Raw genomic sequence first — 16,041 nt, forward strand, 5'->3', positions numbered from 1 at the left:
AGTGCCACGGATACAGGCAGTCTCAGGATGAGATACTGGTAAACTAGGATGGTTTATCGGACATGGAATGTGAAGGGAATAGCGTAGGATGCGCTAAAAAGTAAACAGGATGTTTACTGGTCAGGATGACACTAGGATAACTTCAGGATGAAGTAGGGAACACCTCTAGGATTGAGGCATAAAGGATCACTTCAGGACGAAGTAAAGGACACCTCCAGGAAGGAGATGAGAGTCAGAGCAGGATGTGATGACGGGTTAGGATGACCACAGGAACAATTTCAGGGTGAAATCTAAAGGACAATGCTGACGGAACACAGCAGTCAACGGATGGATGCAGGGAGCAACATAGTAGCGGGATAGCTGCAAGTAAGACCTAAGGGCGCGACGCAAGTCGCGCCCTCTCTTTTTTGTGTAATAATCTTAAGTGGGTTTTTATTTGACTGATTAAATAACATCGGTTTTATTTCGCACCTCGCACCTCGCACCTCGCACCTCGCACCTCGCACCTCGCACCTCGCACCTCGCACCTCGCACCTCGCACCTCGCACTGCTCAATACTTAGTTTGTTAATGATCATATCGTAATCTGTAATGGCTTTTTTCTACTTTTATTGTGAGATATATCTTACAGAAGTGTGGGATTATTTCTTTACCCGTCGTCGTTAATAGTTGCTGATAAAATTTAATTATATTAATTATCAGTTGATTACATTAAGCTCTTCTAATGTTAATAATTGTTAGTAATAATTAATGGAATATTTAATATTGCGTCATTTTTTCTGTGAGGTAATATATTGTCATCAGCTGGAGCTGGAAAGGATTTAGGAATAGCCATGGAAGTGGCCGCTCAGGAAGAGCAAATAGGTGATGAGGATTATCACCTAGCAGGATGCAAGGATTCTCTGGGATAGAGGCCATAGATAGGATATCTATTAGCCAGGATGGCAATATTCAAGGATGGGATAGGGAATTACTTCAAAACGAAGTCAGGAACAACTTCTAATGAAGCTAAGGACACCTCCTTTATGGAGAGAGAGTCAGTGTTGGATATGCTGATGGGTCAAGGATTACCGAAGAGTGACTTCTAGGATGAAGTTAAGATTTACCAGGGGATTAAAGCATATCAAGGATTGATAGCAGGGAGCACTATAGTAGCTGGATTGCTATAAGTAATATCTAAGGGCGTGACAATAATTATTGTCGCGCCCATTCTTTTTAGGGCGATCCCTATTAATAATCACTACTTTCTGGAATACGATGCGGCGGTAAATAAAAATAGCTGGCACGCAGTCGTTTCATTTCTATATAACCTTGATACACATCGACCCCATCGGCTGAAAATTCAAATACGAATACCGTACGCCAGCCCCATTCACCATGATGATCTTTGAGTTTATGTTCACCACGAGCAAAGCTTAACATCTGTAGGCCCATATTTTTGCAACGTTGTTCAATATAATACTGTGCTAATTCAGTTTGACGCCGTTGCTGCCAAAATAAGAAGCCGATAATGGCAATAATTAAAATGCCGAACAGATTATCCATATAATAAAAAGCCCTTATAGACGATAAATATTATCAGTGTTTTTTAGCATGTTGTTGTAGTTTCTGAATCGCAGTGATCAGTGCAGGATCCGCTTGTCCATGGAGTATTTGTAGCATGATCCCACGCAATAATGGCTGCATGACTAGATCGGTAAATAATTGATTAAACAAGGTTTGATCTTGTATTTCGGCTAATCGTAATAAAAACAATGATGCGATATTTGAATCAGTAAAACCACTCCAGCAGCGGCCAGCGATAGCGATCAATACCTCGCGATGACACAATGGCTGTTGATTTAAGATCGTAAGCAGTGTTTGTTGTAATTGTTGTGGTGAACTACCAGCAAGAGCACGAATTAAGGCTGCAATCAAAAATAAATCGGGTTGAGGTTGTTGGCATTCTAGGGTTAAGCGCTCGGTGATACGTTGCGCAAGGGGTTCAGGTATCGAACAGTGCTCAAGGCAGCCTAATAATGCATACAACGGTGTCATTGGCAGATGGTTAAGTGCTTTGCGCAAATAAGTGGCATTATTGTGTTGCGATATACGGGCACAGATATCCGCTAATCCTTGTAACCCAATATGTTGCCATTGCTGCCAATCTTGTTGGCCTGATAAATAAGCTTGCGCATCCGCATAATATTGACTTGGTGGCAAAGAGAGTAATACTCGTAGCTGGGCATTAAAAATAGCCATTTTGTCGTCATTCGGCTTAAATGTGTAAGGGTTATTAGCGAGTTTTTGTTGTTCTTCTTCTGTTGGCGTACTATTTAAACTTGCCCCCATCGCTTCAATAACATACTTAATAAAATCACCCACTGCGGCTTGTTTAAGTAGCCCTCGCTCATCAAGTGGTAATCGTAAGAACCATACCCAAGGTGGCTGTTGATGTTGCCAAAATGAAATAGCAATATGAGCATGTTGCTGAAGTGGCCATGGGTAAGGCTGGCGATTTTCCTCAACGGCTTTAAATTGGTCGCTATTAATTTCATTAACACGACGACCCAAATCAAAAATATTATAACGACAACCTGCGTTATCAAGTAATTGAGTTAAAGTATGAAACGTTTCCATGGACATAATAAATAAAGCTCCTTTAATTAGCTCGTCAGTATAATTAGTAGCATTAACTCAGCATACCTGTGAATAGGCAGCTAATCACCATAATATAGTTGGGGCGTAGTAACTGAAATGCTATTCTGCGCCGTTTTTACTGTCAACAAAGAGGGGTTACGGTGGATAAGTATCATCAAAGTCAGCAATTACTCACTCAATTAGAAAATATTTTACAGCAGCATCAATATTGGGAAATGATTACTCCTGATCCACAAGCTTTGGCGAGTACTGAACCATTTGCGATTGATAGTTTGGCTTGCCATCAATGGTTACAATGGATTTTTATTCCTAAATTACGTTATTTAATATTACAACGCTTACCGTTACCGACTCAGTTTGTTATTTCCCCTTATGTTGAAGAAGCAATGAAGAATCAGGTTGGGGTGGAGGATATTGTGGTGACTGTACGTGCAATCGATCAACTGTTAAACATTAAGTGAGCAATAATGGAACTGGAAATTTTATACCAAGATGAAGCGTTAATTGCGGTTAATAAACCGGCTGGTATGTTAGTGCACCGTTCATGGTTAGACAGCCATGAAACCGTGTTTGTAATGCAAACATTACGCGATCAAATTGGTCAGCATGTATTTCCATTACATCGGTTAGATCGACCAACATCAGGGGTGATTTTATTTGGATTATCCAGTGAAATAGCTGCAATGATGATGCCTGTATTTGCTGGTAGAGAGATGCATAAAACCTATCATGCAATTGTTAGAGGCTGGATTAAAGAAGCGGCAGTGTTAGATTATCCGCTTAAAATCATGTTAGATAAAATTGCAGATAAAAAAGCAACGGAAGATAAAGAGCCCCAATCGGCTATTACAGCTTATGCCCCATTAGCAACAGTAGAAACAGATATTGCTGTTGGTCGTTATGCGACCAGTCGTTATAGCTTAATAGAACTGCAACCAGAAACTGGACGTAAACACCAATTACGTCGTCATATGCATCATTTAGATCATCATATGATTGGTGATGTTAATTATGGTGATGGTAAACATAATCGTATGTTCCGTGAAAATTTTGATTGTCACCGATTAATGTTACATGCATCAAGATTACAATTTAACCACCCTATTACTGGTGCTGCAATTGATATTCGAGCTGATGTGGACGAAGTCTGGCAGCGTGTCATGACTCGTTTTAATTGGTCGCCGACATTATTGTTAGATGTGTAATGTAGAATAACCACGAACTGTAATGAATGGGCTATAGTGCAAATTTCTTAGTTTAAATTCACACCAGTACTTGCTTTTCTTAGCTGTAGTAGCCAGATTGGTAATAGTCCCTTATTGAGGGCGTCTTACAGCAAAGGAGAGCGGACAATGAACAAGTTAGGCATATTTGTAGGCTCTGTATATGGTGGAGCAGAAGAGTTAGCAGAAACATTGGCTGCTAAGTTAACATCCGTACCCGTTGAGATTTTTTTTGACTCAACGTTAGATGATTTTATGGCCTATGACGCTGATACGGTTTTAGTTATTTGCTCGACAACGGGGCAAGGCGAGATCCCTGAGAATCTATTACCGTTATACGTTGCACTGAAAGATCAATTCCCATTATTACCTAAGCAACATTATGGTGTCATTGCATTGGGTGATTCTAGTTATGGTGAAGATCGTTTTTGTGGTGCTGGACGTCAATTTGATGCATTACTATCAGAATTGAATTCTCAGCGAGTTCAACCTCGGTTAGATATTGATGCTGGGGTGCATTTTGAACCGCTAGAGGTTGCTGAAGTGTGGTTTAGTCAATTTGTTGCGAGTGCTGAACAAGCTGCCGCATAAGATGATTAGTTTATAACTATTATGAAAAGTAACAACACCGTAGTTAAATACGGTGTTGTTTCAGTCGTTACTTAAGCGTGCTTATTGATAGTGATAATCAGTGTTTCACGCAGTTGCTGTTGCTGTTGTTGAGTTAAACGCCCGCCGGTTTCATTAACAATAATAAAAAAGTCTTCAGCACGTTCGCCAATAGTGGTGATCTTGGCTGCCTGTAAACTGATATTAAGTTCTGCAAATACCGCGCCTATCTTTGCCAATAAACCCGGCATATCTAGTGCAACTAATTCCATCATGGTTTTACGGCCAGTTTTGGTTGCTAAAAATTCAACTTTTGTCGGCACATTAAAATGGAGTAATTTACGTGGTGCACGGCGGATTTTACGTTCAGATTTCATTGCCGTTAATGCTTTGGTTAAGTTGCGAATGATACCGATATGACGATTTTCATTGATCGCTTTACCATTAGGATCCAGTACCATAAATGTATCGAGGGTGTAGCCATCTTTACTGTTCATTATCTGGGCATCATGAATACTGAGATTTTTCTTATCCAATTCAGACACTACAATCGCAAACAGTTTGGCTTTATCTTTACTATAGATAAACACCTCAGTACCGCCACGGGTGGCTTTTTTGCTCATTAATATAATCGGTTTATCGCCAGTATGATTCAGTAATGCTTGTGCATGCCATGCGAGTTGCTTATGGGTATGACGTAAGAAGTAATCAGCTTTAAATCGACGCCATAACACTTCAATATCACGCGGCATAAAGCCTTTGCTACGTAATATTGCCGACGCTAACTGTTGATTGTGACGAATACGACCGCGCATATCTGGGGTTTTTTCTAGCCCGCGGCGCAGTGCTTTTTGGGTTGAGTAGTAAAGCTCTGCCAGTAAAGTACGCTTCCAACTATTCCATAGATCTTGGTTAGTGGCACAAATATCTGCCACAGTTAAACAGACTAAATAATCTAAATGTTCCTCATCACCAACTTGCTTGGCAAATTCTGCTACCACTTCAGGATCGTAAATATCACGCCGTTGAGCGGTGACCGACATTAATAAGTGCTTTTGCACTAACCATGATACGGTTTCAGCATCAGGGTGGGAGAGTCCATGTTCGATACAAAAATCATAGGCGTCAACAGCACCTAATTCAGAATGATCGCCACCTCGACCTTTAGCTATATCGTGGAATATTGCCGCTAAGATTAAGATCTCTTTCTTGATTAAACGCGGATAAACTTCACAACAAATAGGGTGTTGCGAATGATTATTGGGATCGTTGAATTTATGCAGATTTTTAATTACGCGAATACTGTGCTCATCGACGGTATAAACATGAAATAAATCGAATTGCATTTGACCAACAATATGGCTCCATTGGGGCAAATAGGCTGCAATGACACCATGGCGGTGCATGAGTCGAAATGCTTTTTGAAGTGCATTGGGTTGGCGCACCAATTCCATGAATTTTTCACGGGCGGCTGGAATTTCAATAAGAAATCGGTTGAGCCGCCGACGAGCGGTGCGTAATTGACGCAATGTCGGTGCTGCAATACCCTCGATATTAGAGTTTTGCGCGATATGAAGAAACATATCGAGAATAGTTTCAGGCCGAGCTTGAAATAATGCTGGCTTAGTGGCTTCAATTAAATTGCCACGTAATTGAAAATCATCATTGAGTACGATGGGGGCTAGGCGAGCATTGGGTTGAATAATCGCTTCATTAAATAGCTGTAAGAGCATTTTATTCAGTTCAGCTACCCGCCGTAAAATGCGATAGAATGCTTTCATCATCATTTCGACGGCTTGATTACCTTCACCATGATAATCGAGATGTTCAGCGACTGATGTTTGGTGATCAAAAGTGAGTCGATTATCATAGCGGCGTAGTTCAATATGTAACGCAAATCGAATTCGCCACAGCGCATTTTGACATTCAACCAATTCACGGTATTCGGCATCAGTTAAAAAGCCATGATGACTCATTTCTAATAAGCTGGTGGCACCAAAGTGACGCCGTGCAACCCAACTAAGGGTATGAATGTCACGTAAACCACCCGGGCTAGATTTGATATCTGGTTCAAGGTTATAAGTGGTGTCATGGTAGCGGGCATGTCGAATTCGTTGTTCTTCTAATTTGGCTTGAAAAAAGGTTTCACTTGGCCAAAATTGAGGTGAGTTAATTGCGACAGTTAATTGATGAAAGGTTTGTTGATTTCCACATAAAAAACGTGATTCAGTTAAGTTGGTTGCAACAGTAAGGTCATCTTTGCCTACTTCGATACACTCATCGACAGTACGCACACTTTGACCAACCTCTAACCGTAAATCCCATAACAAGGTGACAAGGGCGCTAACATTGGTGGCGACCTCTTCAGTTAATGGCTTCTGACTTAATATTAGTAGGTCGACATCAGATAATGGATGTAATTCTCCGCGGCCATAACCACCCACAGCAACCAATGCTAAATCTGGCTGTTGTTCAAAACCATAAAAACGCCATAATCGAATCAGTAATTGGTCGATAAATTGACTACGTTGGGTGACTAAATCGACAATTGATTTTTGCTGTTTAAATTGAAGTTTCTGCTCTTCAGCAAAATGGTTAAGAGCACTGCGCAAGCTGTCGAGAGTAATGGCATCGTCGAGATAATCAGAAAGCTGAGTTGCTAAAATGTCTGTCATTGCTGTCCGTGCGGTAATGATATTCTAGGATTACTATAACCATTTCACATGGTGAACTGTATCGCTAGATATAAAAAAACCGACACAGGAGGTCGGTTTTTTTGATTTGCGGTATATGCCCGCAACTGCAGATGACGAATTATGCGTTATGCATTAGACGCGGCAATGTCTCTTCTTTACGTAGCGTTAAGATTTCACAGCCATCTTTAGTTACCAGTAATGTGTGTTCCCACTGTGCAGATTTTTTACCATCTATAGTGTACACAGTCCAACCATCTTGCTCGTCTGATTCACAGCTAAATTTACCAGCGTTAATCATTGGCTCGATAGTGAAACACATGCCTTCTTTCATTACCGTGCGATCACTGTTTTTGTAGTGAACCACTTGTGGCTCTTCATGGAATTCATTACCAATTCCATGACCACAGTAATCTTTCACGATAGAAAAACGACTGCTACCCGCTTTGATGAATTTCTGAATAGCTGTACCTAAATCGCCAATTTTTGCGCCAGGTTTTACTTTTTTAATTGCCAGATAAAGGCTTTCTTGAGCAACGCGACAAAGGCGTTTGTCTTCAAGAGATACTTCACCTACTTCAAACATTTTTGAAGTATCACCGTGGTAACCATCTTTAATCACTGTCACGTCAATATTAATGATGTCGCCATCTTTTAATACTGCTGGCTTGTTATATTTACCACGGGCTTCTAATACAACTTCATCTTTAGAGGCAGGAATACCATGGCAAACAACGTGGTTAATTGAAGTACACACAGATTTAGGGAAGCCGTGGTAGTTCAACGGTGCAGGAATCGCTTGCTGAACTTGTGTGATGTAGTCATGACAAATTTGGTCTAGTTCTTCTGTCGTCACACCCGCCTTTACATGCGGTTCGATCATTTCTAATACGTCTGCAGCCAAACGGCCAGCAATACGCATTTTTTCAATTTCTTCAGCCGTTTTGATCTTAATGCTCATAAAATCGTCTCAATCTGTATGTTTCTGTATGGTTCTATATTACCAGTCGCAAGGGGTTAAAGGGAAGATAAGATTAGTTCTCATATCCAATTTTGACTGGATTTTATTGACTGTTCTATGGTATAAAGCGCGCCGTAAACAGTGATTTTGTTTCTATTATAAGTAATAATTTAATCATTAGATGGTGAATTAATATATGTAATGGTGCAACTTGATTGGATTACACATACTTTTATTTATTATTCACACATATCGACACATCTGCCGGGGTGCTCAGTTATCTATTTTAGGTAACGATAGCGATACGCTATCATAGGGTCGGTTTTAAGATGGGATATGTGGACGCCTAACCCCATAGAGGATTATTCAATGGCAACTGTATCAATGCGCGACATGCTTCAGGCTGGTGTACACTTTGGTCACCAAACTCGTTACTGGAACCCAAAAATGAAGCCATTCATTTTCGGCGCTCGTAACCGTGTACACATCATCAACCTAGAAAAAACTGTACCAATGTTCAATGCAGCACTAGCTGAAATTGAAAAAATTGCAGCTCGTAAGGGTAAAGTTCTTTTTGTTGGTACTAAGCGCGCAGCTAGCGAATCAATCAAAGAAGCAGCAATCAGCTGTGACCAGTACTACGTAAACAACCGTTGGTTGGGTGGTATGTTGACTAACTGGAAAACTGTTCGTCAATCAATCAAGCGTCTTAAAGAACTTGAAGCTCAATCTATTGATGGTACTTTCGAAAAGCTAACCAAGAAAGAAGCGCTAATGCGTACTCGTGAAATGGAAAAGCTTGAGAAATCACTAGGTGGTATTAAGAACATGGGCGGCCTACCAGACGCAATGTTCGTAATCGGCGCTGATTGTGAGCACATCGCAATCAAAGAAGCTAACAACCTAGGTATCCCAGTATTTGCTGTTGTTGATACTAACTCTGATCCAGACGGCGTTGACTTCGTTATCCCTGGTAACGATGACGCAATCCGCGCGATTCAGCTTTACACTGGTGCTGTAGCTCAAACTGTTAAAGAAGCTCGTAACCAAGATATCGCTGTTCAAGCAGAAGAAGACGGTTTCGTAGCTGAAGCTTAATAGCCTGCTGCTTTACATAAGCATCTTAAGTTACCTTGCGTAAACTAAGAATGGTTACCAGGGGCCGATAATGGCCCCTGATTTTTACTCAACGAATTCAAATCTGAGGATTATCACATGGCAACAGTTACAGCTGCCCTAGTTAAAGAACTGCGTGAACGTACTGGCGCAGGTATGATGGATTGTAAGAAAGCACTAGTAGAAGCTAACGCTGATATTGAGCTAGCAATCGAAAACATGCGTAAGAGCGGTGCTGCTAAGGCTGCTAAAAAAGCAGGTAACGTAGCAGCTGAAGGTACTATCATCATCAAAGATGCTGACGGTAAAGCAGCTCTTGTTGAAGTAAACTGCCAGACTGACTTCGTTGCTAAAGACGGTAGCTTCCTTGCATTCGCTAACATGGTTGCTGATGCAGCACTTGCTAGCCACGCTGCAGTTGAAGAGCTTCAAGCACAATTTGAAGAGCAACGTATTGAGCTAGTAGCTAAGATTGGTGAGAACATCTCAATCCGTCGCGTAGCATACATTGCTGGTGATAAAGTTTCTGCTTACACTCACGGTACTCGTATCGCAGTAGTTGTTGCTGGTAACGGCGACGCAGAAACTCTTAAGCACATTGCAATGCACGTTGCAGCATCTAAGCCTGAATACGTTAACCCATCTGACGTACCAGCTGACGTAGTTGCTAAAGAGCGTGAAGTTCAAGTTGAAATCGCAATGAACGAAGGCAAGCCTCAAGCTATCGCAGAGAAGATGGTTGAAGGTCGCATGAAGAAGTTCACTGGCGAAGTTTCTCTAACTGGCCAAGCTTTCATCATGGAACCAAAGAAAACTGTTGGCGATATCTTGAAAGAAACAGGCGCTACAGTAACTAACTTCGTACGTCTAGAAGTTGGTGAAGGTATCGAGAAAGCTCAAGAAATGAGCTTTGCTGAAGAAGTAGCAGCTGTTCAAAAAGGTTAATCCTTTTTAATCAGAATATCAAAGACCGCAACCGACGTTGCGGTCTTTTTACAACTCCATATCTCAAAATCAGCTTGGAAGGTAAAAAAACATGACCACAAACCCTAAACCAACTTATCAACGTATTCTTCTTAAACTAAGTGGTGAAGCACTACAAGGTAAAGAAGGGTTTGGTATTGACGCTCAAGTTCTTGACCGTATGGCACAAGAAGTAAAAGAACTCGTTGAATTAGGTGTTCAAGTCGGCCTTGTTATTGGTGGCGGTAACCTATTCCGTGGCGCTGGTCTGGCTGAAGCAGGTATGAACCGAGTTGTGGGCGACCACATGGGTATGCTAGCAACAGTAATGAACGGCTTAGCAATGCGTGATGCGCTGCACCGTGCCTATGTGAACGCGCGAGTAATGTCTGCTATTCCTTTAAACGGCGTATGTGACAATTATAACTGGGCTGATGCGATCAGTCAGTTACGTCAAGGCCGTGTTGTTATTTTCTCTGCAGGTACAGGTAATCCGTTCTTCACAACAGATTCTGCTGCATGTCTTCGTGGTATCGAAATCGAAGCTGATGTAGTATTAAAAGCAACAAAAGTTGAAGGCGTGTTCACGGATGATCCAGTTAAAAATCCAGATGCAACGCTTTGTGAACAGCTGAGCTACCAAGATGTACTTGAAAAAGAACTTAAGGTAATGGATTTGGCTGCATTTACTCTTGCTCGTGACCACAACATGCCAATTCGTGTATTTAACATGAATAAGCCTGGTGCATTGCGCCGTGTTGTAATGGGTGAGCAAGAAGGTACGCTGATCACTAACGCTTAAGCCTTGTAAATTGATTAATGTGGCGCTGAAGATCAGCGCTATGATGACAGCATAATTTAAGGTATTTATCGTGATTAACGAAATCAAACAAGATGCGCAAACGCGCATGGAAAAAAGTGTTGAAGCACTAAAAAGTCAATTAGTTAAAATTCGTACTGGCCGTGCACATCCAAGCCTACTTGATACTATCTATGTTGAGTATTACGGCGCAAGCACACCACTTAAGCAAGTTGCTAACGTGGTTGCTGAAGATTCACGTACATTGGCTATTACTGTATTTGACCGTGAGTTGTCAGCTAAAGTTGAAAAAGCAATTATGATGTCTGATTTGGGTTTAAACCCAATGTCAGCAGGTACGGTAATTCGTGTGCCATTGCCACCGCTAACAGAAGAACGTCGTCGCGATCTGGTTAAGATTGTACGCGCTGAAGCAGAGCAAGGCCGTGTTGCTGTACGTAATATTCGTCGTGATGCTAATGCAACAGTTAAAACTTTATTAAAAGATAAAGATATTTCTGAAGATGATGATCGTCGTGCACAAGATGAGATTCAGAAACTAACAGATGACGCTATCAAAAATATTGAAGCTGTTCTTGAAGTTAAAGAAAAAGAGCTAATGGAAGTTTAAGACATTATTGTCTTAATTTAGCTGACAAAGTTAAGGCGCTGTGCGGCAGCACGGCGCTTTTTTTTTGAGGGATAAATATGGCACAACCTTCAATAGACGCTGTTCTTTCAGCCGACTATCTTCCACAACACATCGCAGTGATTATGGATGGTAATGGCCGTTGGGCTAAAGCCAAAGGTAAAGCGCGAGTATTTGGCCATAAAGCAGGCGTAGAAGCGGTACGTAAAACGGTTTCTACGGCAAATCGACTTGGAATTAAAGTCGTTACATTGTTTGCTTTTAGTAGTGAAAATTGGCGTCGTCCTGAGGATGAGGTCTCATTGCTAATGGAATTATTCATGACCGTTTTAGGCCGTGAAGTAAAAAGACTACATAAAAATAATATTCGATTATGCATTATCGGAGACAAAAGTCGCTTCAGTGCTCGATTGCAGAAAAAAATTACTGCAGCAGAGCAGCTAACTGAAAATAACACTGGGTTAGTGTTAAATGTGGCAGCGAACTATGGTGGTCAATGGGATATTCTTCAAGCAGCTAAGCAAATGATGCAACGTGCAATGGATCAACAACTTGATATTGAATCTCTGACTGAACAAGATTTAGAGCAGGGTTTAGTGACTCAAGGTTTACCGAATGTTGATCTGTTAATCCGCACCAGTGGCGAGTGTCGTATTAGTAACTTTATGCTATGGCAAACGGCTTATGCAGAATTGTATTTCACGGAACAACATTGGCCTGATTTTGATGAAGAAAGTTTGGTGAATGCTGTAGCATGGTTTGTTAATCGTGAGCGCCGCTTTGGTTGTACTGGCGAGCAGATACAAGCTTTGTTAAAATAACAGACATTATTTTCGCCAATGCGCAGTGTTGTGTGTTGGCGTTATTGTTTAAGTAGCGGTTTTTTCCGATACTAAATATTTTCAATATAAAAGAGGACGTAGTTTGCTCAAGCAACGAATTATTACCGCGTTAATCCTCGCGCCACTTGTCATTGCAGGAATATTTTTTCTGCCGTTGCCTGCTTTTATTATTGCTATGGCTGCGATAACCTTAGTTGGTTTCTGGGAGTGGACGCAGTTTGTTAATGCATCATCACGTATTAATACGATGATTTTACCGACGATCACGTTGGGGGCAAGCATTGCGCTATTACCGACCGATCCTGCCTCTCTCTCTCATCCTACTGGAATTTATCGCGCTATATTGCTTATTGGCGGCCTGTGGTGGTTAATCGCATCGGCTTTAGCCATTAGTTATCCTAAAAGTGCTGATTTTTGGTCAAAGAAACCATTTCTAAAGCAAATTTTTGGCTTGCTCACATTGTTGCCTTTTTTTTGGAGTATTTTAATGCTCCGCGCCGTGAATTATGACAATAATCCTTATCATGGGGCTTGCTTAGTTTTACTAGTGTGCTTATTAGTATGGGCTGCCGATACTGGTGCTTATTTCTCTGGCAAGCGTTTTGGTAAGCATAAGATGGCACCAGCAGTGAGTCCAAATAAAACCATTGAAGGTTTAGTTGGCGGGGCATGTTTAGCTATTTTTGTTACTTGGCTAGGATCGCATATACTGTCAATTGAGTTTTCATCGTTAGGCCAATTATTCTTTATTGCTATTGTCACTGTGATAATTTCTGTCTTAGGCGACTTAGTTGAAAGTATGTTTAAGCGTGTTTCTGGCATTAAAGATAGTGGTAATATATTACCTGGACATGGTGGTATTCTTGATCGTATTGATAGTTTAACCGCAGCAATTCCCGTATTTGCATTGCTCTATCTGTGGCTAATATAATTAATAACAGCCATCTTTTCTAAAGGCAGCTATTTCGCTGCCTTTTTTGTAACTGTAAGTGATTTTATGCGTAAGTTAACGATTCTTGGTGCGACAGGCTCGATTGGTAGTAGCACTTTAGCGGTAATCGCTCAAAACCCAGATTCATTTGAGGTCACCGCACTAGCTGCTGGTTCTAATGTTGATAAAATGTTTGTGCTATGTCAGCAGTGGCAACCGAAATTTGCCGCGATGGCGTGTGTAACCGCAGCAGCTCAACTTAATGAGTTAGTTCAGCAAGCGGGTTTAAATATCACGGTGGTTGGCGGTGAGGACGGTATTTGTCACGTTGCAGCACTAGATGAAGTCGATACAGTGATGGCTGCAATCGTTGGTGCTGCTGGTTTATTACCGACCATGGCGGCGGTGAAACAAGGCAAGCGTATTTTATTAGCCAATAAAGAAGCGCTAGTAATGACTGGCCAAATGTTTATTGATGCTTGTGAAAAGTATGGTGCAGAACTATTACCCGTTGATAGTGAGCATAATGCGATTTTTCAGGCGTTACCCGTAGAAATTCAACGTCGTATGGGACGCTGTGATTTAGCCGCGCATGGAATAAGTAAGGTACTACTAACCGGTTCTGGTGGTCCATTCCGCTACACTGATATTAGTGCTTTAGATGCAGTAACACCAGCGATGGCGATTGCACATCCAAACTGGTCGATGGGGCCTAAAATATCTGTTGATTCAGCAACGATGATGAATAAAGGTTTGGAATATATTGAAGCACGGTGGTTATTCAATGCCAGCCGCGATCAAATGCAAGTCATTATTCATCCGCAGTCTGTGATTCATTCGATGGTGCAATATAAAGATGGCTCAGTAATTGCACAAATGGGCTTACCTGATATGTGTACCCCGATTGCGTGTGCGATGGCTTATCCACAACGAGTTGAGTCTAGTGTGGCGGCGCTGGATTTTAGTAAAGTCGGTGAATTTACCTTTATGGAACCCGATTTTGAGCGTTACCCATGTCTGAAATTAGCTATTGATGCTTGTTATCAAGGTCAAGCTGCCACCACGACCTTGAATGCTGCGAATGAAATAGCAGTTGCAGCATTTTTAACTAATCAGATCCGTTTCACTGATATTGCAAAAGTAAATAAGTCGGTGTTAGAAATGGCTGTATTAACTGAACCTAATGATATTGATGCCGTAATGGTGCTAGACAAACAAGCTCGTGAGCTTGCACTAGACATTATTGCGAAGGAATTTGCATGATTGAATTTATCCGTAATTTAAGCGCTTTTTTAGTTGCTCTTGGTATTCTGATCGCAGTCCACGAGTTTGGCCATTTTTGGGTTGCTCGTCGTTGTGGTGTATATGTTGAACGTTTCTCTATTGGTTTTGGTAAATCCCTGTTTAGTCGCGTTGGCAAAGATGGCACTGAATACACATTAGCTATGATACCACTTGGTGGTTACGTTAAAATGCTTGATGAGCGGGTAGCTGAAGTTCCTCCCGAGAAGCGTCATATGGCGTTTAATAATAAGAAAATATGGCAACGAAGTGCTATTGTTGCCGCAGGGCCGATGGCAAACTTTTTGTTTGCTATTTTTGCTTATTGGGTCGTTTATTTAATTGGGGTACCTGCATTAAAGCCTATGATCGGTGAAGTTGCCCCACAATCAATTGCGGCAAAAGCGGGAATTATTCCAGGAATGGAACTAAAATCAGTTTCTGGACTCGAAACATCTGATTGGGAATCTGCCAATATGGCGTTGATTTCCCAGATTGGTGATAAACAAGTGGTAGTAACGGCACAAGAACCTGACAGTTCTGTTGTCGTTTCACGTACACTTGATTTAACACATTGGTCATTTGATCCTGAATCGCAGCGAGTATTGACGACATTGGGGATTACTCCATTTACGCCGCCAATTACGCTAACTGTTTCACAACTTGTTGATAATAGTGCAGCAATTGATGCAGGATTTAAATTAAATGATAAGATTGTCGCAGTAGATAATAAATCAGTAACACAGTGGCAGCAATTTGTTGATGCTGTTCGTACGCATCCGGGAACAACGCTACAAGTTGAAGTTTTACGTGATGAGGAACCAGTGATGTTATCATTGACCCCTCGTGTAAAAGTAGAAGCTGACGGCAAAGAAGTTGGCTATGTAGGATTGGCACCAAGTATTGAACCTTGGCCAGCATCGTACAAAGTTAATTTGCAATTTGGTCCAATTGATGCGGCGATAAAAGCGACCGAAAAAACCGGTCAATTAGTGTCACTAACGTTTGATATGGTCACTAAGCTTGTTACTGGTGATGTTGCAATGAAAAACCTTAGCGGACCGATCTCTATCGCGAAAGGAGCTGGAATGACTGCCGAGTTTGGCTTGGTATATTTCCTTGGTTTCTTAGCATTGATCAGTGTTAACTTAGGCATTGTAAACTTATTACCTTTACCTGTACTTGATGGCGGACATTTAATGTTCTTTGCTATCGAGGCGGTAACTCGTCGTCCTGTATCTGAACGAATTCAGGATATTGGCTATAGAGTGGGATCAGCCGTTTTGGTTGCGTTAATGGCGGTTGCGCTATTCAATGATTTTACCCGACTTTAAT

15 protein-coding genes are annotated in these 16,041 nt (G+C 41.4%); 11 read left to right on the plus strand and 4 right to left on the minus strand.

The genetic code is table 11. The annotated features are described in order from the left end of the window. Nucleotides 1-1,229: 1,229 nt before the first annotated feature. The gene (locus tag C0W29_RS20410) at nucleotides 1,230-1,544 is read right to left on the minus strand and encodes a DUF3301 domain-containing protein (RefSeq protein WP_036793399.1); all 315 of its coding nucleotides are present in this window, start codon (nucleotides 1,542-1,544) and stop codon (nucleotides 1,230-1,232) included. 33 nt (nucleotides 1,545-1,577) lie between these two features. Further along, nucleotides 1,578-2,624: a DUF3549 family protein gene (locus C0W29_RS20415; protein WP_080895476.1), complete on the minus strand. Its 1,047-nt coding sequence runs from the start codon at nucleotides 2,622-2,624 to the stop codon at nucleotides 1,578-1,580. Between the two features lie 155 nt (nucleotides 2,625-2,779). On the opposite strand from C0W29_RS20415, the gene C0W29_RS20420 reads away from it, so the two are divergent. The 3 genes from C0W29_RS20420 to C0W29_RS20430 all read left to right on the plus strand — a co-directional run bounded on the left by C0W29_RS20420 (nucleotide 2,780) and on the right by C0W29_RS20430 (nucleotide 4,453). After that, nucleotides 2,780-3,100: a YqcC family protein gene (locus C0W29_RS20420; RefSeq protein ID WP_036793401.1), complete on the plus strand. Its 321-nt coding sequence runs from the start codon at nucleotides 2,780-2,782 to the stop codon at nucleotides 3,098-3,100. Between the two features lie 6 nt (nucleotides 3,101-3,106). Then, entirely contained in the window at nucleotides 3,107-3,844 is a 738-nt protein-coding gene (gene truC, locus C0W29_RS20425; RefSeq protein WP_045045784.1) for a tRNA pseudouridine(65) synthase TruC, read from the plus strand. Between the two features lie 147 nt (nucleotides 3,845-3,991). Continuing rightward, nucleotides 3,992-4,453, plus strand: coding sequence for a flavodoxin (locus C0W29_RS20430; protein WP_045043494.1), 462 nt, complete (start codon nucleotides 3,992-3,994; stop codon nucleotides 4,451-4,453). A gap of 71 nt (nucleotides 4,454-4,524) precedes the next feature. Here C0W29_RS20430 and glnD read toward each other — a convergent pair whose 3' ends face one another. Beyond that, nucleotides 4,525-7,146, minus strand: a complete 2,622-nt coding sequence (gene glnD / locus C0W29_RS20435) for a bifunctional uridylyltransferase/uridylyl-removing protein GlnD (RefSeq protein WP_036793404.1) — start codon at nucleotides 7,144-7,146, stop codon at nucleotides 4,525-4,527. Nucleotides 7,147-7,285: 139 nt separating this feature from the next. Further along, on the minus strand, nucleotides 7,286-8,125 hold the full coding sequence (gene map, locus C0W29_RS20440; RefSeq protein WP_045043496.1) for a type I methionyl aminopeptidase: 840 nt from the start codon (nucleotides 8,123-8,125) through the stop codon (nucleotides 7,286-7,288). Nucleotides 8,126-8,494: 369 nt separating this feature from the next. Here map and rpsB point away from each other — a divergent pair, with 369 nt between their 5' ends. The 8 genes from rpsB to rseP all read left to right on the plus strand — a co-directional run bounded on the left by rpsB (nucleotide 8,495) and on the right by rseP (nucleotide 16,040). After that, entirely contained in the window at nucleotides 8,495-9,223 is a 729-nt protein-coding gene (gene rpsB / locus C0W29_RS20445) for a 30S ribosomal protein S2 (RefSeq protein ID WP_036793406.1), read from the plus strand. Nucleotides 9,224-9,340: 117 nt separating this feature from the next. After that, on the plus strand, nucleotides 9,341-10,186 hold the full coding sequence (gene tsf / locus C0W29_RS20450) for a translation elongation factor Ts (RefSeq protein ID WP_045045785.1): 846 nt from the start codon (nucleotides 9,341-9,343) through the stop codon (nucleotides 10,184-10,186). A gap of 91 nt (nucleotides 10,187-10,277) precedes the next feature. Beyond that, nucleotides 10,278-11,006, plus strand: coding sequence for a UMP kinase (pyrH, locus tag C0W29_RS20455; RefSeq protein WP_036793410.1), 729 nt, complete (start codon nucleotides 10,278-10,280; stop codon nucleotides 11,004-11,006). 70 nt (nucleotides 11,007-11,076) lie between these two features. Further along, nucleotides 11,077-11,634, plus strand: coding sequence for a ribosome recycling factor (frr, locus tag C0W29_RS20460; RefSeq protein WP_045043498.1), 558 nt, complete (start codon nucleotides 11,077-11,079; stop codon nucleotides 11,632-11,634). Between the two features lie 143 nt (nucleotides 11,635-11,777). Continuing rightward, entirely contained in the window at nucleotides 11,778-12,473 is a 696-nt protein-coding gene (gene uppS / locus C0W29_RS20465; protein WP_373455561.1) for a polyprenyl diphosphate synthase, read from the plus strand. A gap of 103 nt (nucleotides 12,474-12,576) precedes the next feature. Then, nucleotides 12,577-13,425, plus strand: a complete 849-nt coding sequence (locus C0W29_RS20470; RefSeq protein ID WP_036793417.1) for a phosphatidate cytidylyltransferase — start codon at nucleotides 12,577-12,579, stop codon at nucleotides 13,423-13,425. Between the two features lie 66 nt (nucleotides 13,426-13,491). Beyond that, nucleotides 13,492-14,688 carry a 1-deoxy-D-xylulose-5-phosphate reductoisomerase gene (gene ispC / locus C0W29_RS20475; RefSeq protein WP_045043501.1) on the plus strand — a complete coding sequence of 399 codons (1,197 nt, stop codon included), beginning with the start codon at nucleotides 13,492-13,494 and terminating at the stop codon, nucleotides 14,686-14,688. Further along, nucleotides 14,685-16,040, plus strand: coding sequence for a sigma E protease regulator RseP (gene rseP / locus C0W29_RS20480; protein WP_045045786.1), 1,356 nt, complete (start codon nucleotides 14,685-14,687; stop codon nucleotides 16,038-16,040). The genes ispC and rseP overlap by 4 nt, the downstream gene beginning before the upstream one ends. The last annotated feature ends 1 nt before the right edge of the window (nucleotide 16,041 follow it).

Source organism: Photobacterium kishitanii (assembly GCF_003026355.1).
GTDB lineage: Bacteria > Pseudomonadota > Gammaproteobacteria > Enterobacterales > Vibrionaceae > Photobacterium > Photobacterium kishitanii.